The organism is Serinibacter salmoneus (assembly GCF_002563925.1).
Lineage (GTDB): Bacteria > Actinomycetota > Actinomycetes > Actinomycetales > Beutenbergiaceae > Serinibacter > Serinibacter salmoneus.
In genome coordinates this window covers 543,992-562,486 of the sequence record NZ_PDJD01000001.1, presented here as the reverse complement: position 1 = coordinate 562,486, position 18,495 = coordinate 543,992, and the positions used below count along the sequence as shown (strand labels likewise).

Annotated in this window: 17 protein-coding genes and 1 tRNA gene; 6 read left to right on the top strand and 12 right to left on the bottom strand. The window is 71.2% G+C overall.

Annotated elements, in window-relative coordinates; translation table 11 throughout:
• Window positions 1-46 precede the first annotated feature (46 nt).
• From rpoB to ATL40_RS02310, 8 genes are all read right to left on the bottom strand, one after another.
• A complete protein-coding gene (gene rpoB, locus ATL40_RS02345; protein ID WP_098468135.1) occupies window positions 47-3,550 on the bottom strand; it encodes a DNA-directed RNA polymerase subunit beta in 3,504 nt (1,167 codons plus the stop codon).
• A gap of 292 nt (window positions 3,551-3,842) precedes the next feature.
• Window positions 3,843-4,232, bottom strand: a complete 390-nt coding sequence (rplL, locus tag ATL40_RS02340; RefSeq protein ID WP_098468134.1) for a 50S ribosomal protein L7/L12 — start codon at window positions 4,230-4,232, stop codon at window positions 3,843-3,845.
• A 71-nt stretch (window positions 4,233-4,303) separates the two neighbouring features.
• The gene (gene rplJ / locus ATL40_RS02335) at window positions 4,304-4,825 is read right to left on the bottom strand and encodes a 50S ribosomal protein L10 (RefSeq protein WP_098468133.1); all 522 of its coding nucleotides are present in this window, start codon (window positions 4,823-4,825) and stop codon (window positions 4,304-4,306) included.
• A 372-nt stretch (window positions 4,826-5,197) separates the two neighbouring features.
• The gene (gene rplA, locus ATL40_RS02330; protein ID WP_098468132.1) at window positions 5,198-5,914 is read right to left on the bottom strand and encodes a 50S ribosomal protein L1; all 717 of its coding nucleotides are present in this window, start codon (window positions 5,912-5,914) and stop codon (window positions 5,198-5,200) included.
• An 87-nt stretch (window positions 5,915-6,001) separates the two neighbouring features.
• Window positions 6,002-6,433 carry a 50S ribosomal protein L11 gene (gene rplK, locus ATL40_RS02325; protein WP_098468131.1) on the bottom strand — a complete coding sequence of 144 codons (432 nt, stop codon included), beginning with the start codon at window positions 6,431-6,433 and terminating at the stop codon, window positions 6,002-6,004.
• A gap of 81 nt (window positions 6,434-6,514) precedes the next feature.
• Window positions 6,515-7,249 carry a transcription termination/antitermination protein NusG gene (gene nusG, locus ATL40_RS02320; protein WP_425443340.1) on the bottom strand — a complete coding sequence of 245 codons (735 nt, stop codon included), beginning with the start codon at window positions 7,247-7,249 and terminating at the stop codon, window positions 6,515-6,517.
• Between the two features lie 45 nt (window positions 7,250-7,294).
• Entirely contained in the window at window positions 7,295-7,537 is a 243-nt protein-coding gene (gene secE / locus ATL40_RS02315) for a preprotein translocase subunit SecE (protein ID WP_098468129.1), read from the bottom strand.
• Between the two features lie 41 nt (window positions 7,538-7,578).
• Window positions 7,579-7,651: transfer RNA gene (locus tag ATL40_RS02310), tRNA-Trp, on the bottom strand.
• Between the two features lie 245 nt (window positions 7,652-7,896).
• Between ATL40_RS02310 and ATL40_RS02305 the strand changes: the two genes are divergently transcribed.
• The 4 genes from ATL40_RS02305 to ATL40_RS02290 all read left to right on the top strand — a co-directional run bounded on the left by ATL40_RS02305 (window position 7,897) and on the right by ATL40_RS02290 (window position 11,896).
• Window positions 7,897-9,129, top strand: a complete 1,233-nt coding sequence (locus ATL40_RS02305) for a pyridoxal phosphate-dependent aminotransferase (RefSeq protein WP_425443339.1) — start codon at window positions 7,897-7,899, stop codon at window positions 9,127-9,129.
• Window positions 9,130-9,197: 68 nt separating this feature from the next.
• Complete coding sequence (locus ATL40_RS02300; protein ID WP_169925858.1) at window positions 9,198-9,692, top strand: hypothetical protein; 495 nt, start codon at window positions 9,198-9,200, stop codon at window positions 9,690-9,692.
• A gap of 29 nt (window positions 9,693-9,721) precedes the next feature.
• Complete coding sequence (locus tag ATL40_RS02295) at window positions 9,722-11,233, top strand: sensor histidine kinase (protein ID WP_098468126.1); 1,512 nt, start codon at window positions 9,722-9,724, stop codon at window positions 11,231-11,233.
• A 3-nt stretch (window positions 11,234-11,236) separates the two neighbouring features.
• Window positions 11,237-11,896 carry a response regulator transcription factor gene (locus ATL40_RS02290; protein WP_098468125.1) on the top strand — a complete coding sequence of 220 codons (660 nt, stop codon included), beginning with the start codon at window positions 11,237-11,239 and terminating at the stop codon, window positions 11,894-11,896.
• Between the two features lie 32 nt (window positions 11,897-11,928).
• On the opposite strand, the gene ATL40_RS15140 is transcribed toward ATL40_RS02290, so the two are convergent.
• The gene (locus ATL40_RS15140) at window positions 11,929-12,540 is read right to left on the bottom strand and encodes a hypothetical protein (protein WP_098468124.1); all 612 of its coding nucleotides are present in this window, start codon (window positions 12,538-12,540) and stop codon (window positions 11,929-11,931) included.
• Window positions 12,537-13,706 carry an aminoglycoside phosphotransferase family protein gene (locus tag ATL40_RS15135; protein ID WP_098468123.1) on the bottom strand — a complete coding sequence of 390 codons (1,170 nt, stop codon included), beginning with the start codon at window positions 13,704-13,706 and terminating at the stop codon, window positions 12,537-12,539. Before ATL40_RS15135 ends, ATL40_RS15140 begins: the two co-directional genes overlap by 4 nt.
• Before the next feature lie 215 nt (window positions 13,707-13,921).
• Here ATL40_RS15135 and ATL40_RS02275 point away from each other — a divergent pair, with 215 nt between their 5' ends.
• Window positions 13,922-14,941 (top strand): adenosine deaminase, encoded by a 1,020-nt coding sequence (locus ATL40_RS02275; protein ID WP_098470222.1) that lies wholly within the window; start codon window positions 13,922-13,924, stop codon window positions 14,939-14,941.
• A gap of 65 nt (window positions 14,942-15,006) precedes the next feature.
• Here the strand turns inward: ATL40_RS02275 and ATL40_RS02270 are convergent, their stop codons facing one another.
• Together ATL40_RS02270 and ATL40_RS02265 are read right to left on the bottom strand one after the other, a co-directional pair.
• Window positions 15,007-16,071 carry a UDP-N-acetylmuramate dehydrogenase gene (locus ATL40_RS02270; protein WP_098468122.1) on the bottom strand — a complete coding sequence of 355 codons (1,065 nt, stop codon included), beginning with the start codon at window positions 16,069-16,071 and terminating at the stop codon, window positions 15,007-15,009.
• Window positions 16,072-16,080: 9 nt separating this feature from the next.
• Window positions 16,081-17,376: an MFS transporter gene (locus tag ATL40_RS02265; protein WP_098468121.1), complete on the bottom strand. Its 1,296-nt coding sequence runs from the start codon at window positions 17,374-17,376 to the stop codon at window positions 16,081-16,083.
• A gap of 71 nt (window positions 17,377-17,447) precedes the next feature.
• Between ATL40_RS02265 and ATL40_RS02260 the strand changes: the two genes are divergently transcribed.
• Entirely contained in the window at window positions 17,448-18,491 is a 1,044-nt protein-coding gene (locus ATL40_RS02260) for a LacI family DNA-binding transcriptional regulator (RefSeq protein ID WP_098468120.1), read from the top strand.
• Window positions 18,492-18,495 lie beyond the last annotated feature (4 nt).

The following is an 18,495-nucleotide window of genomic DNA, read 5'->3' as shown; positions in this document are numbered from 1 at the left end:
CGAACCGTGCCCCGGCGCGCCACGTGGCGCGCCGGGGCGAGCGGGCTCAGATCTCGTCGACGCTGCTCGCGTCGGGGCGACGGGACAGGTCGATACCGAGCTCCTCAGCTGCCCGGTAGACCTCCTCGTCGGTGTCGCGCATCTCGATGAGCGTGCCGTCGGCCGAGAGCACCTCGACGTTCAGGCACAGGGACTGCATCTCCTTGATGAGCACCTTGAACGACTCCGGGATACCCGGCTCCGGGATGTTCTCACCCTTGACGATGGCCTCGTACACCTTCACGCGGCCGGGCACGTCGTCGGACTTGATCGTCAGCAGCTCCTGGAGCGCGTAGGCGGCGCCATAGGCCTCCAGCGCCCATACCTCCATCTCGCCGAACCGCTGGCCACCGAACTGGGCCTTACCGCCCAGCGGCTGCTGCGTGATCATCGAGTACGGACCCGTGGAGCGGGCGTGGATCTTGTCGTCCACCAGGTGGTGCAGCTTCAGGATGTACATGTAGCCGACCGAGATCGGGTCCGGGAACGGCTCACCGCTACGACCGTCGAACAGCCGCGCCTTACCGGTGTGGTTGATCATCCGCACGCCGTCACGGTTGATCAGCGTGGAGTCCAGCAGACCCGCCAGCTCGTCCTCACTCACACCGTCGAAGACCGGGGTGGCGACCGGGGTCCCCGGCTCGGCCTTCAGCACGGAGTCGGGCAGGTTCGCGGCCCAGGCGGGGCGGATGCCCGTCTTGGCCTGCTCGATCCCGGCGTCCCAGCCCTGCTTGGAGACCCACCCGAGGTGCGTCTCCAGCACCTGGCCCACGTTCATGCGGCCCGGCACACCCAGCGGGTTGAGCACCACGTCCAGCGGCGTCCCGTCCTCGAGGAACGGCATGTCCTCCACCGGCAGGATCTTGGAGATCACGCCCTTGTTCCCGTGACGCCCCGCCAGCTTGTCACCATCGGTGATCTTGCGGCGCTGGGCCACGTAGACCCGCACGAGCTGGTTCACACCGGGGGGCAGCTCATCGCCGTCCTCCCGGTTGAACTCGCGCACCCCGATGACCGTGCCGGACTCACCGTGCGGCACCTTGAGGGAGGTGTCGCGCACCTCGCGCGCCTTCTCGCCGAAGATGGCGCGCAGCAGACGCTCCTCCGGGGTCAGCTCCGTCTCACCCTTCGGGGTGACCTTGCCGACCAGCACGTCGCCGGCGCCGACCTCGGCGCCGATGCGCACGATGCCGCGCTCGTCCAGGTCAGCGAGGACCTCGTCAGAGACGTTCGGGATGTCCCGCGTGATCTCCTCCGGACCCAGCTTCGTGTCGCGGGCGTCGACCTCGTGCTCCTCGATGTGGATCGAGGAGAGGACGTCCTCCGAGACGAGGCGCTGGGAGAGGATGATCGCGTCCTCGTAGTTGTGACCCTCCCAGGACATGAAGCCCACGAGCAGGTTGCGTCCGAGGGCGAGCTCCCCCTCGTCGGTGGCGGGACCATCGGCCAGCACGGAACCGACCTCGACCCGCTGCCCCTCGTCCACCAGCACGCGCTGGTTGTAGGAGGTGCCCTGGTTGGAACGCTGGAACTTCGCCACCCGGTAGGTGAACGTGGTCGCGTCGTCCTGCTCCACCACGATCGCATCGGCCGAGACCTCGGTCACCACACCCGGCTTGGTGGCCACGATCACGTCGCCGGCGTCCACCGCGGCACGGCGCTCCATCCCGGTTCCCACGAACGGGGCCTCGGAGCGCACCAGCGGCACCGCCTGGCGCTGCATGTTCGCACCCATGAGGGCTCGGTTGGCGTCATCGTGCTCGAGGAACGGGATCATCGCCGTGGCCACCGACACCATCTGGCGCGGGGACACGTCCATGAAGTCGACGTCGCCGGCCGGTGCCAGCACCGCCTCCTCACCGCCGGCGCGCACAAGGACGCGCTCGTCGGCGAAGTGGAAGTCCTCCGTGAGCGGCGCGTTGGCCTGCGCGATGACGTGACGGTCCTCGTCGTCGGCCGTCAGGTAGACCACCTCGTCGGTGACCAGACCGTCCACGACCTTGCGGTAGGGCGTCTCCACGAAGCCGAACGGGTTGATGCGCGCGTAGGTCGCGAGGGAGCCGATCAGACCGATGTTCGGACCCTCGGGGGTCTCGATCGGGCACATCCGGCCGTAGTGCGAGGGGTGGACGTCTCGCACCTCCATGCTGGCGCGGTCACGGGAGAGACCACCCGGGCCCAGGGCCGAGAGTCGCCGCTTGTGGGTCAGACCCGCGAGCGGGTTGTTCTGGTCCATGAACTGCGAGAGCTGGCTCGTGCCGAAGAACTCCTTGATGGAGGCCACGACCGGGCGGATGTTGATCAGGGTCTGCGGCGTGATCGCCTCGACGTCCTGCGTCGTCATCCGCTCGCGGACCACGCGCTCCATCCGGGACAGGCCCGTGCGGACCTGGTTCTGGATGAGCTCGCCCACGGCGCGGATACGCCGGTTGCCGAAGTGGTCGATGTCGTCGGTCTCGACGCGGACCTCGTCCTCGCCGTCGCCCAGCGCGTAGGAGGTCTGCCCCTGGTGGAGCGCGGCCAGGTACTTCACCGAGGCCACGATGTCGGCCAGGCTCAGGACGGACTCCGCGAGCTCGGCGTGCCGGCCCAGCTTCTTGTTCAGCTTGTAGCGACCCACCTTGGCCAGGTCGTAGCGCTTGGGGTTGAAGTAGAAGTTCTCCAGCAGCGCCTGACCGGCCTCCACCGTGGGCGGCTCGCCCGGACGGATCTTGCGGTAGATGTCCAACAGCGCCTCGTCCTGGGTGGACGGGGCATCCTTCTCCAGGGTCTCCAGGACCACCGGGAAGTCGGCGAACTCCTCGCGGATCTCACTCTCGGTCATCCCGAGCGCCTTGAGGAAGACGGTGATGGACTGCTTGCGCTTACGGTCGATGCGCACACCGACGGCGTCGCGCTTGTCGATCTCGAACTCCAGCCAGGCGCCGCGGCTCGGGATCACCTTCGTGGTGAAGACGTCCTTGTCCGAGGTCTTGTCCGCCACCCGCTCGAAGTAGACGCCCGGGGAGCGCACGAGCTGGGAGACGACCACACGTTCGGTCCCGTTGATGACGAACGTGCCGCGGTCGGTCATGAGCGGGAAGTCGCCCATGAACACCGTCTGCGACTTGATCTCGCCGGTCGTGTAGTTGACGAACTCCGCGGTGACGAAGAGCGGTGCGGAGTAGGTGAAGTCCTTCTCCTTGCACTCCTCGGCCGTGAACTTCGGGGGCTCGAACCGGTGGTCGCGGAAGGACAGCGACATGGAACCGCCGAGGTCCTCGATCGGGGAGATCTCCGCGAAGATCTCCTCGAGGCCGCTGGTGGCGGGCACCTGCTGCTTGTGCTTGGTAGCGTCCTCCACACGAGCGCGCCAGCGCTCGTTGCCGAGGAGCCAGTCGAAGGAATCGACCTGGAGGCCGAGCAGGTCTGGGGCCTGCAGCGGCTCGGAGATCTTGGCGAAGGTAACCCTTCGCGAGGCAGTTCGGTTGGCGATGGCGTCAGCGATCGAAGGGTTGCTCGAGGCAGCCAAGAGGGATCCTTCCCTACGATAAGGGTGTTCTCGCGCGCCACCCCGCGACCGCGGCGGTCCGAGCAGCAGGCGCGATCCACACGGATCGAACACGGGCAGGGCAACGCCAGGGGCACAGTGCAGCGCAAAGCGCGAGCATACCGCTCGTGCGAAGCAGAGTCAAACACATGGTCTCGTGCGGCGTGGCACAGTCGGGCCGACGACCGAGACCTAAGGCAAGGCCCGGACCGCGCGGGTGGCGGTCCGGGCCTTACCGAATGCGGCACGTGGCGCCGCAGGAGAAGCGATCAGATCACTTGACGGTGACCTTGGCGCCGGCGCCCTCGAGTGCCTCCTTGGCCTTGTCCGCGGCCTCCTTGGTGGCGCCCTCGAGCACCGGCTTCGGAGCGCCGTCCACGAGGTCCTTCGCCTCCTTCAGGCCGAGACCCGTGATGGCGCGCACCTCCTTGATGACGGCGATCTTGCCGGAGCCGATCTCCTCGAGGATGACGTCGAACTCGGTCTTCTCCTCAGCGGCCTCCTCGGCGCCGCCACCGGCACCCGGGGCGGCCACGGCCACGGCGGCCGGAGCAGCAGCGGTGACCTCGAAGACCTCCTCGAACTTCTTCACGAAGTCCGACAGCTCGATGAGGGTGAGCTCCTTGAAAGCCTCGATGAGCTCGTCGTTGGTGAGCTTCGCCATGATGGGCGTTCCTTCCTAGTCTGGTCGGGCGCACAGCGCGACCCGCCTGATCTGTGTGGGTGATTCCGCCGTCAGGCGGCGTCGGCCTGCTTCTCGCGAAGGGCCTCGATGGTGCGGACGGTCTTGGACGCGGGAGCGTTGAAGAGCGCAGCCGCCTGGCTGAGCTTGGCCTTCATCGCGCCGGCAGCCTTCGCCAGCAGGACCTCGCGCGACTCCAGGTCGGCGAGTCCTTCGAGATCGGCAGGAGCGAGCTCCTTGCCTTCGAGCACACCGGCCTTGAGGACCAGTGCGGGGTTGGCCTTGGCGAAGTCGCGCAGACCCTTGGCGGCGTTGACGGGGTCACCCGTCACGAACGCGATGGCGGAGGGACCCGCCAGCTTGTCCGCGAACTCGGTGTACCCGACCTCGCGCGCCGCGATCGCGGTCAGCGTGTTCTTCGCCACGGCGTAGTGCGTGTCGGCGCCCAGGGCGCGTCGAAGCTCCTGGAGCTGTGCGACCGTCAGGCCGCGGTACTCCGTGAGGACGACGGCGCTGGAGTCGCGGAAGAGCTCAGTGAGCTCAGCGACTGCTGCGGCCTTGTCCGGCCTCGCCATGGCATTCCTTTCGTGTGGACGACCCCAGGACCACAGCGTCGGACCATGAGAAAAGCCCCGCACACAGGGCGGGGCTCACACTCACGGCGCACGGGGCACCACACGGCGGAACTCGCACCTGCGTAGGCTTCCTCACGGAATTTCACCTCACGCAGGGCAGCGTGAGAGACCGACGGTCTTGGGTACGTGTCCGAGAGTACACACCCCCGGCGCGGGCGCCAAATCGTGTCCGGCCGGATCCTCACGCGCCGGTCGCGGTGCCGCCGCGGCCTCCCCGCCCAGGCGCAGGCGCCCGGACGAGCGCCGCACGCCGCGGGGACGACGCAGGCCCGGACCCCCACGGGATCCGGGCCTGCGCTGCAGCGTGGTGCCTCAGGCGGCGTCCTCGCTGGTGAGGTTGCGGGTGCGCGCCACGTCCAGCGGCACACCGGGGCCCATCGTGGTGGAGACGGTGCCCTTGATCAGGTAACGGCCCTTGGAGGAGGCGGGCTTGAGTCGCTGCAGCTCCTCGAACAGCGCGGCGTAGTTCTCGGCGAGCTTCTCCACCGTGAACGAGGCCTTGCCGATGATGGCGTGCAGGTTGCCGTTCTTGTCGACTCGGAAGTCGATCCGGCCGCCCTTGATCTCCCCGACGGCCTTGGCGACGTCCATGGTGACGGTGCCGGTGCGCGGGTTCGGCATCAGGCCGCGCGGACCGAGCACGCGACCGAGACGACCCACCTTGCCCATCAGGTCAGGCGTGGCGATCGCGGAGTCGAAGTCGGTGTAACCCGCCGCGACCTTCTCGATCAGCTCGTCGCCGCCGACCTCGTCAGCGCCCGCGTCCAGGGCCTGCTGCGCCCGCTCACCGACGGCGAACACGAGCACGCGGGCGGTCTTACCGGTGCCGTTGGGCAGGCTGACGGTTCCGCGGACCATCTGGTCCGCCTTGCGGGGGTCGACACCGAGGCGGAAAGCGACCTCGACCGTCTGGTCGAAACCGGTGGACGCTGTCTCCTTGGCGAGGCGGATCGCCGTCGCGGGAGCGTAGAGGGCGGTGCGGTCGATCCGCTCCGCCGCCTTGCGGTAGTTCTTGCCGTGCGTGGCCATGCGTACTGCTCCTTGTGGCAGGTGTGGTGCGGGTCCACGCGGACCCTCCCACGGGGTGAACCCCCCGGGCGGCTGCCCGGGGATCGATTACTCCGAGACCGTGATCCCCATCGACCGAGCGGTGCCGGCGATGATCTTCTCGGCGGCCTCGAGGTCGTTGGCGTTGAGGTCCGCCAGCTTCGTGGTGGCGATCTCCCGCACCTGCTCGCGCGAGAGGTTGGCGACCTTGGCGGTGTGCGGGGTCGCGGAACCCTTGGCCACACCGGCGGCCTTCTTGATGAGCTCAGCGGCCGGCGGGGTCTTCAGGACGAAGGTGAAGGAGCGGTCCTCGTAGACCGTGATCTCCACCGGCACCACGTTGCCGCGCTGCGACTCGGTGGCGGCGTTGTAGGCCTTGCAGAACTCCATGATGTTGACGCCGTGCTGACCGAGCGCGGGGCCGATCGGCGGCGCGGGGTTGGCCGCACCGGCCTGGATCTGGAGCTTGATGAGGCCAGAGACCTTCTTCTTGGGAGGCATGCGAGTTTCCTTCGTGGTGGTGGGCCGACGCCATGGGCGATGACCCGGTTGCATCGGACGGCGGGTCCGCCGCCCGGGTGCTCAGAGCTTGGCGACCTGGCCGAACCCGAGCTCGACCGGGGTGTCCCGGCCGAAGATGGACACGAGAACCTTGAGCTTCGCGGACTCCGCCTCGATCTCGGAGATCGTGGCAGGCATTCCCTCGAAGGGACCGTCGGTGACCGTGATCGACTCGCCGACCTCGAAGTCCACCTCGATCTCGCGGGCGGAGCCCTGGGAACCCGACTCGGCGCCCGTGGCCGCACCGCCGCTCGCCGGCGCCTGCTTCTCCAGCGTGGGCGCGAGCATCGAGATGACCTCGTCCGGCGTGAGCGGGACGGGCTGGTGGGTGTGCCCCACGAACCCGGTCACGCCGGGGGTGTGGCGCACCACACCCCACGACTCGTCGGTGAGGTCCATCCGCACCAGGACGTACCCGGGGATGCGAACGCGCTTGACGACCTTCTGCTGGGCGTTCGCCTTGACCTCCACGACCTCCTCCATCGGCACCTCGATCTGGAAGATCTCCTCTTCCATGTTCAAGGTGGTGATGCGGGTCTGGAGGTTGGACTTCACGCGGTTCTCGTAGCCGGCGTAGGAGTGGATGACGTACCAGTCGCCGGGCATCGCGCGCAGTTCGCGCCGGAACTCCTCGACGGGGTCGACGGCGGCGCCGCCGTCCTCGACGGGCTGCGACTCGGTGGTCTCGGACACGTCCGACCTGCTTTCTGTTGAGAACCTCGCGTGAAACTCGGCTCGGCTGCGTTCAGCCGGCACCCCCTGAGCACCGGCGCACCCGGTGCAAGGGACGGCTCGGATCCGCTACTGCCCGAACGCCCACAGCACGAGGCGGCCGAACACGAAGTCGAGTCCGAACACGAACGCCATCACGATCAGCACGAACACGATGACGACGATCGTGTAGTTCACCAGCTCCGACCGCGTGGGCGTGACGACCTTGCGCAGTTCGGCCACGACCTGGCGGATGAACAGGGCGATGCGCGCAAACAGTCCGGCGCGCTGCTGCGGCGCCTTGCTCGCGCCGGTCGCGGTGGACTCGCTCATCCGTGCTCTTCCTCGCCGTCGTGTCACTGGATCGTTGTGCGCAGGGCAGGCGGGACTCGAACCCACAACCGCCGGTTTTGGAGACCGGTGCGCTACCAATTGCGCCACTGCCCTTCGATGGCCCCGACCCCGCAGCAACGGCGCCACGGGGATTCTCCGGCCGGAGAACCAGCCGCGGTGACGCATGGCTGAGCAGGGCGGTGTAACACCACCGGGGGACTACTGTACGCGACGCGGGGCGCGAGGTCGAACCGGGTCCACCCGCCACGAGATCGCGAGGCCCTCGCACGCTGCCCGCGCGTGGGCCCGGGGCCGCTGTACCCACCCGCAGCGAGCGTGCTCGTGCCACGATAGGACGCGTGAGTACGCCATCGACGGACCCTCAGCCCACCCCCCGCCGCGTCTCGGCCCGGCTCGGCGCGATCGCCGAGTCCGCCACCCTCGCTGTGGACGCCAAGGCCAAGGCGCTGCGCGCGGCAGGCCGGCCGGTGATCGGTTTCGGGGCGGGCGAACCGGACTTCCCCACGCCACCGCACGTGGTGGAGGCCGCGGCGGCAGCGTGCCTCGACCCTGCCAACCACCGCTACTCCCCCGCCGCCGGCCTTCCCGCCCTGCGCGAGGCGATTGCCCAGGCCACGCTGCGGGACAACGGCTACGAGATCGACCCGACCTCGGTGCTGGTGACGAACGGCGGCAAGCAGGCGGTCTTCCAGGCCTTCGCCGCCGTGGTCGATCCCGGCGACGAGGTGCTGCTGCCCGCCCCCTACTGGACCACCTATCCCGAGGCCATCCGGCTGGCCGGCGGCGTGCCCGTGGAGGTGTTCGCCGGCATCGAGGCCAGCTATCTGGTGAGCGTGGACCAGCTCGAGGCGGCCCGGACCCCGCGGACCCGCGCGCTGCTGCTGAACTCCCCCTCCAACCCCACGGGGGCGGTCTACTCACCGGAGCAGATCGCGGCGATCGGTGCCTGGGCACTGCGGCACGGCATCTGGGTGATCACCGATGACATCTACCAGCACCTGACCTACGACGACGCCGTCTTCACCCCGGTGCTGCAGGCGGTGCCGGACCTCGCCGAGACCACGATCGTGTTGAACGGCGTGGCGAAGACCTACGCGATGACCGGGTGGCGCGTGGGGTGGATGCAGGGACCGAAGGACGTCATCAAGGCCGCCACCAACTTCCAGTCGCACCTGACCTCGAACGTCGCCAACGTCTCCCAGCGGGCGGCGATCGCGGCCCTGGCCGGCGGCATGGACGCGGTGGAGGAGATGAAGGTGGCCCTCGACCGGCGACGGCGCGCGATGGTGGCCTCGCTCGACGCCATCGACGGCGTCGACTGCCCGACCCCCCTCGGCGCGTTCTACGCCTACCCGGATGTGCGCGGGGTGCTGGGTCGCACGATCCGCGGGACCACGCCGACCACCTCGGCGCAGCTCGCCTCCCTCATCCTGGCCGAGGCCGAGGTCGCGGTCGTGCCCGGGGAGGCGTTCGGCCCGAGCGGCTACCTCCGCCTCTCCTATGCGCTGGGTGATGCGGACCTGGCGGAGGGTGTGGGGCGCATCGCGGCGCTGCTCGGCGAGGCCTCCTGACCGCAGGCGGCCGGCCACGGCACCACGTCTCTCATCTGCGTCTCATGCAGCGCTGACACACTGCTGGCATGACGGCAGCCGAGGATCCCGCAGCCGACGACGACGCCTCGCCCCGTTCCGGGGCGGGGGTCCGAGGCCGCACGCTGGCCGTGGCCGTGGTGGCGGCGCTCGTACTGGCAGTTGCGGCTCTCGCCGTCGCCGGCGGCCCCGGCCAGGAGGTGCGCGAGGTCGGCGACGCCGTCATTCTGCCGGAGCCAGTCGGCACCGGGACTGCGACCCCCGTCAGCACGCCACCCGCCTCCACGCCGCCCGCCACCACGCCGTCCCCCGCGACCCAGTCCCCCACCGCAGGGTCCCCGGCGCCCTCCTCCCCCACGCCGTCCTCTCTGCCATCCCCCCCGCCCAGGACACCCGTGGCCGTTCCGCCGGCCCCCCACGTCGAGGACGACGACGATGATGACGACGACGACTGGGACGACGACTGGGACGACGACGACGACGACGACGACGGCGACGATGACGACGACTGGGACGACGACGATGACGATGACGATGACGACTAGCCCGCGCACCTTCCCATGAGCGAGGGGTCGTGACCACCGCACCGGACGCGGATCCCGAGCCGGGCACGGCACGCCGCCGATGGTGGGGCTCCCTGCGGGCCCGGATCGTGCTGGCGACGACCGGACTGACCGCGCTCGCCCTGATCTGCGCCGGCGCGGTCCTCTACCTCCTGGAACGGGAGCGACTGGAGACCCAGATCGACGACTCCCTCGAACGCACCGTCGCCGAGGTGCGCGCACTTGCCGAGACCGAGATCGATCCCCGCACGCAGGCGCCCTACGCCTCAGCCCAGGATCTGCTGTATCAGGCCCTGCAACGTTTCGTACCGAGCGCGAACGAGGGTGCCTTCACCATCGACTCCACCGGGGTACTGCAGTACGCCGAACTGAACGCCCTGACGCCGCAGGAGGACATCGGACTCATCGACGCGATCGGCGAGCCGTGGGAGTCGGGCCGGGTGGTCCTGGCCAGCGCCCACACCCCCGTGACCACCTACCGCTACGTCACGGTGCCCATCCAGGTCGGCACGGGCCCGCCGGCCGCCCTGGTGGTGGCCTTCGATGCACAGGCCGAACTCAGGTCGTTGACGACCACCCTGCGCATCTACGGCGCCGTGGCCCTGGCCGCGATCCTCCTCATCGCCGCGGTGAGCTGGACGATCGCCGGGCGGATCCTGCGCCCAGTCGCGCTGGTCAGTCGCACAGCGCGGGAGGTGAGTTCCGGCGACCTGACCCGTCGCGTGCCGGTGGTGGGCAGCGACGACCTGGCTGACCTCACCCGGACCGTCAACGCCATGCTCGCCCGCTTGGAGGGCACGCTCGAGGCCCAACGGCGGTTCATGTACGACGTCGGGCACGAACTGCGTACCCCGCTCACCGTTGTCCGCGGTCACCTGGAGCTGATGGACGCCGGCGATGTGGCCGACGCCACCGCCACGCGCGAACTGGCCCTGGACGAACTCGATCGGATGAACCGGCTGGTGGACGACCTCGCGACGATCGCCCGGGCGGAGCGTCCGGACTTCGTGCGAGCGCAGCCGACCGACGTCGCCGAACTGCTCGACACCGTGCTCGCCAAGGCACGGGGACTCGGGCCCCGCCGCTGGCGGCTGGATGCCCTGGCCGAGGGGACGGCGCTCCTGGACCGCGAGCGGGTGACCCAGGCACTCCTGCAACTCGCCTCCAACGCCGTGCGCTATTCGGCACCGGACACGCACGTGGCCATCGGTTCCGCCTGGGAGGGAGCCGCGCTGCGGCTGTGGGTCCGTGACGAGGGCATCGGGATCCCCCCTCAGGAACACGACCGGGTCTTCGATCGCTTCGTCTCGGGGCGCGGGGCGCCCGCGGACTCCACGGGCCTCGGCCTTGCCATCGTCGCCTCGATCGCGTCCGGGCACGGCGGTGACGTGCACCTAGACAGCGCGCCGGGTCTCGGGACACGCGTCACGATCACGCTGCCGAGCGCGGCGATCGTGGACGGTGCGGGGAGCAGTGGCGACCGTGCGGCGGGCCGGGCGGCCCCCACACAGGAGGAGGAGTAGCGCGTGAGCCAGATCGTGATCGTGGAGGACTCCGAGCGCATCGCGGCGTTCGTGGCGAAGGGCCTACGCGCCGCCGGGTACCAGCCGACCGTGGTGGGCACGGCCGCCGAGGCGGTCGAGGCGGGACTCGGCGGCGCCTTCGACCTGATGATCCTGGACCTCGGCCTGCCCGACGGCGACGGCATGGAGGTGGCGCGGACGCTGCGCCGCCACGGGAGCTCGATCGCCATCATCATGCTGACGGCCCGCGACTCGGTGACCGACACCGTGGCGGGCCTGGAGGGTGGCGCCGACGACTACATGGCCAAGCCGTTCCGGTTCGAGGAACTCCTCGCACGGGTACGACTGCGATTGCGTTCGTCCGCCGTCAGCGAGAGCGATGCCGTCATCCGATGGGGGGACATCGCCCTCGACATGCGCTCCCGCCGGGCGCGGGTCGGGGACCGCGAGGTGGAACTCTCCGCCCGCGAGTTCGCCCTCGCCGAGGTGTTCCTGCGCCATCCCGGGCAGGTCCTCAGCAGGGAGCAACTGCTCTCCCGGGTCTGGGGATACGACTTCGACCCCGGTTCCAACGTGGTCGATGTGTACGTCCGGTACTTGCGACGCAAGCTCGGTACGGAACTCATCACCACCGTGCGAGGGATGGGCTACCGCTGCGGCTGACGCCGGCGCGGGTACCGGCGTCAGCCGGATCGTCAGTCCGCCGACGCGGGGCTGGCCGGCGACGCGGGGCTCACCGGCGACACGGGGCTGGCCGGCGACGCGGGGCTCACCGGCGACACGGGGCTGGCCGGCGACGCGGGGCTCACCGGCGACACGGGGCTGGCCGGCGAGACCGTGCTGACCGGCGACGCGGGGCTGGCCGCCGACGCGGGGCTCACCGGCGAGACGGGGCTCACCGGCGACACGGGGCTCACCGGCGACACGGGGCTCACCGGCGACACGGGGCTCACCGGCGACACGGGGCTCACCGGCGACACGGGGCTCACCGGCGACACGGAGCTCACCGGCGAGACCGGCGAGACCGGGCTCACCGGCGACGCGGGACTCACCGGACTCACCGGACTCACGACGGACGTGACGCTGACTGTCGTGACCGCCGATGTCGGACCCGTCGTGGTCGCAGTGAGGTCGGCCGTCGACGGCGCGGTCTCCATGGCCGCCTCCGTCCGGGTGAGATCACCGCCCGCGGCAGCCCGCGTGGTCCCGGCCGTGGTGGCCGGATCCTCCTGCGCTGCTGCGGTGCCGAAGCCCACGGCGGCGAGAGCGCCGAGCGTGCCGGTGGCGATCCAGATGCGCTTGCTCATGATGCGTCCTTTCGCTGGTGCCCGCGGCGCAGGTACGCGTCCGCGAGGTCGAGAACGGACGGGACGGTCCCGTCCGGGCAGACCCCCGCGAGCGCCAGGATCGACGCCGCGGTCCGGGCGGCGAGCGCCGCCGGGTCGGTGTGGCGCCGCAGCGCCGGGTGCATCGCCTGCCGCCACCACGCCTGGGCGGCAGCCGCCAGGTGGTCGCGGGCCGCGCCGTCGTTCATAGCGGCGCTCACCTCGGTGTGGGCGAGCAGGCAGGCCACGTCGTCCAGGAGGAACCCGGGGCCGCAGCGGTCCACGTCCAGGACGCCGCAGGGCCGACCGGCCGCGTCCACGATGACGTTGTCCCCGTGCAGATCACCGTGTGTGAGCACCACGGGTCGTGGTGCGGCACTCGCCGCCAACGCACCGTGGAGATCCCGGCTGAGGTCCAGCAGGTGGCGGCGCTGCGTCCCGACCACGCGCGGCTCGATCATCCGGACGTGCTCGGACAGCCGCTCCGAGACGGGCGGGACCCTGGGGATCGCCGCGGCCCCCGGGACCGGTGCGCCGATCAGACGCGCCAGCGGCACGGGGGCACCCCCGGCGGCGACCCATGCGGCCAGCGTCCCGCCTGCGAGTGGCTCGAGCGCCAGCACGCCGGGAGCGGGGCTGCCCAGCACCCGGGGAGCCCCCGGGAACCCGCGGTGCCGCAACGCGAGCGCGGGTGCCGCCGCCGGTCGCACCACCTTGAGGTAGGCGAGCGGCCCCTGCCGGCCCGTCACCTTGATCACGGCGCGGCGCAGCGCGCGGTACGTCATCAACTCCAACCCACGGGCCTCGGGCAGCCAGGCGCGCACCCGTTCCAGGTCGCATGCCTCGGCCAGGCCCGGCAATTGGGGGTCGCCCGGGTGCGACCACACGGCCACCCGGAGTTCGTGAGTATTCGTGGTCACCACAACCGGGGCCGTGGCGAGCGCGGCGGGCACCGTGGACGCCATCAGATAGCACCGCCCGACCGGGGCGTCGACCTGATAGCCCACGCTCACGCCGTCGGGGCGGGCCTGCACGCGCTCCACGTGAACCGACAGCGGGGTGGGGCGGCGCAGGTGCAGCGCCGCGCGCACCAGGGCGGTGCGCTCGGCACCGGTCAGGAGGGTGCGGTCCTCGCCTGGGCTGGTCATGGCATCCAGTTCGCCGCACCCGTGTGAGAGGTCGGTGAGGTGCGGATGAGACTCCTCTCATCTCGCGTCAGGCCCCCGGTCGCCGCGTGGGTCCTCGCGCCCCGGCCATGGCCGGCCCTCCCGCGCCCGGCAGAGGGGTGGGGGTTCGGGGTGCGGGGTGCGGGGTGCGGGGTGCGCGAGCCCACCGTGCGCCACCCGGCCTACAGTGGGCCGTGATGCGTGACCTGATCGCCCTGCCGAAGGCGCACCTGCACCTGCACTTCACGGGATCGATGCGTCCGGAGACCCTCGTCCAGCTCGCCGCCGAGCAGGGCCTGCGGCTGCCGTCGGCACTGGTGGACGATGTGCCGGACGTCCCCGCGGACGCCCGCGGCTGGTTCCGGTTCCAGCGGCTCTACGACGCGGCGCGCGCCGTGGTGCGCTCGGAATCGGCGATGCGCCGGATCGTGCGCGAGGCGGTCCTGGACGACGTCGCGGAGGGTTCGCGGCGCCTGGAGATCCAGGTGGACCCCACCTCCTACGCCCCGCACGTGGGCGGCCTGACACCAGCGTTGGAGATCGCGCTCGACGAGGCGCGGAGCGTCTCGTCCCTCACCGACATCTCGGTGGGTGTGGTGGTCGCCTCCTCACGGATGCGCCATCCCCTGGAGGCCCGTACCCTCGCCCGCCTGGCCGCCCGGTACGCGGGCGACGGTCCCGGCCAGGTCGTCGCCTTCGGGTTGTCCAACGACGAGCGGCGCGGCGACACCAGCGCCTTCGGCCCCGCGTTCGCGATCGCCCGACGCGCCGGCCTGCCCGGCGTGCCACACGGCGGGGAACTCCTGGGACCGCAGCACGTGCGCGAGGTGGTGCAGCACCTGGATCCGGTCCGGCTGGGTCACGGAGTGCGCGCCGCCGAGGACCCTGCACTGCTGGAGGACCTGGCGAGACGCGGGATCGCGTGCGAGGTGTGTCCCGCCTCGAACGTCTCCCTCGGGGTCTACCGGGAGAACCGTCAGGTGCCGCTGGGTTCGCTGCGGGAGGCCGGGGTACCGATCGCCCTGGGCGCGGACGACCCCCTGCTCTTCGGCTCCCGCCTCGCGGCACAGTACGAGGCCGCCCGCCACGTGCACCATCTGGACGACGCCGCGTTGGCCGACCTGGCCCGCGACTCCATTCGCGCGAGCCTCGCACCCGAGTCGATGCGCCGCCGCTGGCTGACGGAGGTCGACGCCTGGCTCGCCACCCCCGGCTAGGGCCCCGGTCCAAGGGTCCACGCCAGAGATCCAAGGCCAGAGAGGCGATTCAGTGGGCGCCGCGGCTACAGGCTGACGCCGAGCAGCACGGGCTCCGGCTCCAGGCGCACCCCGAAGGCGCGCTCCACACCGTCGCGCACCTCGCGGGCGAGGCGCACCAGGTCCACTGCACGCGCTCCGCCGCGGTTCGTCAGCGCGAGGGTGTGCTTGGTGGACAGCGCCGCCGGCCCCGGCAGCCCGTGACCCCGCTCGAAGCCGGCGTGGGAGATCAGCCAGGCCGCGGAGGTCTTCACCCGGCCCTCCCCCGCCGGGAACCGGGGGGCGACCTCGGGGAGCCGGGCGGCGTCCTCGGGCGCCAGCAGTGGGTTGGTGAAGAACGACCCGGCGCTCCAGGTGTCGTGGTCCGCGGCGTCCAACACCATGCCCTTACCTGCGCGCAGGCCGAGCACGGCCTCGCGGACGGCGGCGGACTCCACCCGCTCCCCCACCTCCACGCCCAGGGTGCGGGCGAGTTCGGCGTAGCGGACGGGGGCGCTGCGGGTGGCCAGCGGGAGCTGCAGACCCACCTCGAGCACCACGTAGCGGGGGGTCGGTGACCAGGCCCGGCCCTCCTCGTCTGCCGTGAAGGAGCGCTTGAGCAGGGAGGTGCGGTAGCCGAGGTGGAGCTGGGCGTTCGCGAAGGTACGGATCCGGCCCGCGCCGCGGTCCCAGGTGCGCACGAAAGCGAGCACGTCGCCCACCTCCTGCCCGTACGCACCGACGTTCTGCACGGGTGTGGCCCCCATGCTGCCGGGGATGCCGCTGAGCGCCTCGATACCGGACCAGCCCTCGGCGACCGCTCGCACCACGACCTCGTCCCACACCTCCCCGGCCGGGACCACGATGTCGGCGCCACCACAGGCGGAGGACTCCCGCACCCGCACCCCGCGGCGGGTGTCGCGGACGACCACCCCCTCGAAGGCCTCGTCCGAGGCCAGCACGTTGGATCCCCCGCCGAGCACGAGCAGCGGCTCATCGGCGTCGTCGGCCTCGGCGATCACCGCGAGGAGATCTGCCTCGGAGTCGATCTCGACGTAGCGGGCGATCTCGCCCCCGGTGCGCAGGGTGGTCAGCTCGGCGAGTGTCGTCACACCCCGAGCCTACGACCCCCGGGTCGCCCCGTCCGCGGTTGCCGTCACCCGGGGCGGCCGCGCGGCCCCGGTCACGAGCAGGCTGATCAGCAGCGGTACGGCGATCACCAGCAGCGCGTGGCGCAGCCCCACGTGCTCCGCGAGCAGGCCGAGCAGCGGCGGGCCGGCGAGGAACGCCGTGTAGCCGATCGTGGAGACCACCGAGAGCCGGGCCGCCGCGTGGGCAGGCTCGTCGGAGGCCGCCGACATCCCGACGGGGAACCCGAGCGCCGCGCCGATGCCCCACAGCACCACGCCGATGATCGCGAGCCAGGGCACCGGCGCGAGCGTGAAGGCCAACAGGCCGAGGAGAGCCGCGGCGATGCACACCCGTAGCACCAGCACCCGGCCCCAGGCGTCCAGCAGTCGGGTGCCCACCAACCGCATCGCCGTCATCGCCACGAGGAAGACGGCGAGCACCAATGCCCCCTGGGAGTTGTCCAGTCCGAAGGCGTCGATGCTGGCCAGGGTGAGCCAGTCGTTGGCAGCACCCTCGGTCAGCGCCGCGGAGAGCACCATGAGGCCGATGAGCAGGGTGCGCGGCTCCAGCCATGCGGCGAGCGCTGCGCGCGCACCCGCGCCCGCGCGATGGGCGTTCGCTGCCTCGCCGTCATCCCCGAGCCCACCCGTGCCACCACTGTCAGCCGTGCCATGCCCCTCGGGGGCCGCGCTCGGCTGGGGGAGGAAGCGCCGCACCGCCGCCGCCACCAGGAGCACCGCGAGGGCGGCGGCGCCGAGCAGATGGACCGCTACCGGCACGCCCAGGTGTGCCATGAGAGCCCCGAGTCCCGCGCCGAACACCGTTCCGCCGGAGAAGGCCGCATGGTAAGCGGGCATGATCGCCCGGTGCAGGGCCTGCTCCACCCGGGTGCCCTCGAGGTTCATCGCCACGTCCCACGCCGCGATCCCGGCCTGGGTGAGGGCCAGCAGCGCGGCCATCGCCACGACGGATGACGCGCCGAAGGCGATCATCACCCCGAGCAGTCCCACCGATGCGAGCAGGGCGGCGCCCGCCACGGTGCGGGCGGTCCCCCACCGGGTCACCACCGTGCCGGCGAGGGGAAGAGCGATCACCGACCCGAGGGAGCCCACCAGGAGGAGAAGGCCGATGGTCGAGGGCGTGAGGCCGAGGTCGTCCCGGATGGCAGGAAGGCGGGACAGCCAGGAGGCGAACACGAACCCGTTCAGGGCGAAGACGGTCACCGTGGCCCAGGACGCGGCTCGGACGGAGGTGTGCGGCGAGCCCTTCGAATCGATTCGAGACATGTCGACTAGTGTGGGCCACACCTGGGAGCGCGACCACCAGCACGTGCTCCGACCGCCCGGAGGGAGACGGCATGGCGAGAGCCACACTGGCGGATGTCGCTCGCCTCGCGGGGGTCTCCCCCTCGACGGCCTCACTGACGTTCTCCGGCTCGGGGCCCGTCTCCCCCGCCACCCGCGAACGTGTGCTCGCCGCGGCCGCCGAGCTGGGCTACACCGGCCCCGACCCCCTGGCCCGCTCCCTACGGCGCGGCGCGAGCGGCGTAGTGGGAGTCCTCACCCACGGCGAGCTCGCCTCCTCCTTCCGCGACCCGGTGGCCGTGCGCGTGCTCGACGGCATCGCCGATGCGCTGGGCGCGCACGACCTGGGAATGCTGCTCATCCGTGCCTCCTCCTCCCACGAGGGCGCCGCCATCGCCCGGCGTGCGGCCATGGACGCCGCCATCGTGCTGTCCCCCACCGGCGGTGAGAACCCGGTCGTGACCGCGCTGCGCGAACGCGGCCTGGGGGTGGTGCTGGTGGAGGGTGAGGCCCCCGCGAACGCCCCGGAGGTCGTCGTCATCGGCCTGGCCGACACCTCGGCCATGCGGACGCTCGGTGAGGCCGTCCGCGCGCGCGGTCACGAGCGGATCGCCCTGGTGACGATGGCCTGGGACGAGGACGTGCCCTGCGGGCTGTTGCCCGAGGGCACGAACGATCCCACCTACCCGTTCACGGCGCGTCGGCTCGCGGGGGTGCTGCGCGCCGGGATCGAGCCCGCACATGTCTACGTGACACGCGGATCCTTGGTGGAGGAGGGCTATGAGGCGGCGAAGGCGCTGCTCGCCCAGGCCCCACGGCCGACGGCGATCATGGCCTTCTCCGATCTCCTGGCCGCTGGTGTTGTGCTCGCGGCACGCGAACTCGGGCTATCGGTTCCCGGCGACGTCGCGGTGACCGGGTTCGACGGTGTGGACCTGCCCTGGCTCGCGCCGGATGTGGTGGAGAGCATGTCGCAGCCCGCGTTGCAGAAGGGCAAGCTCGCCGCGCGCGCCGCGATCGCCCTGCTGAATGACGAGTCGGCGGACTCGGTGGAGTTGGAGATCACGGCGCGGCCCGGCACGACCCTGGCCGGCTGACCGG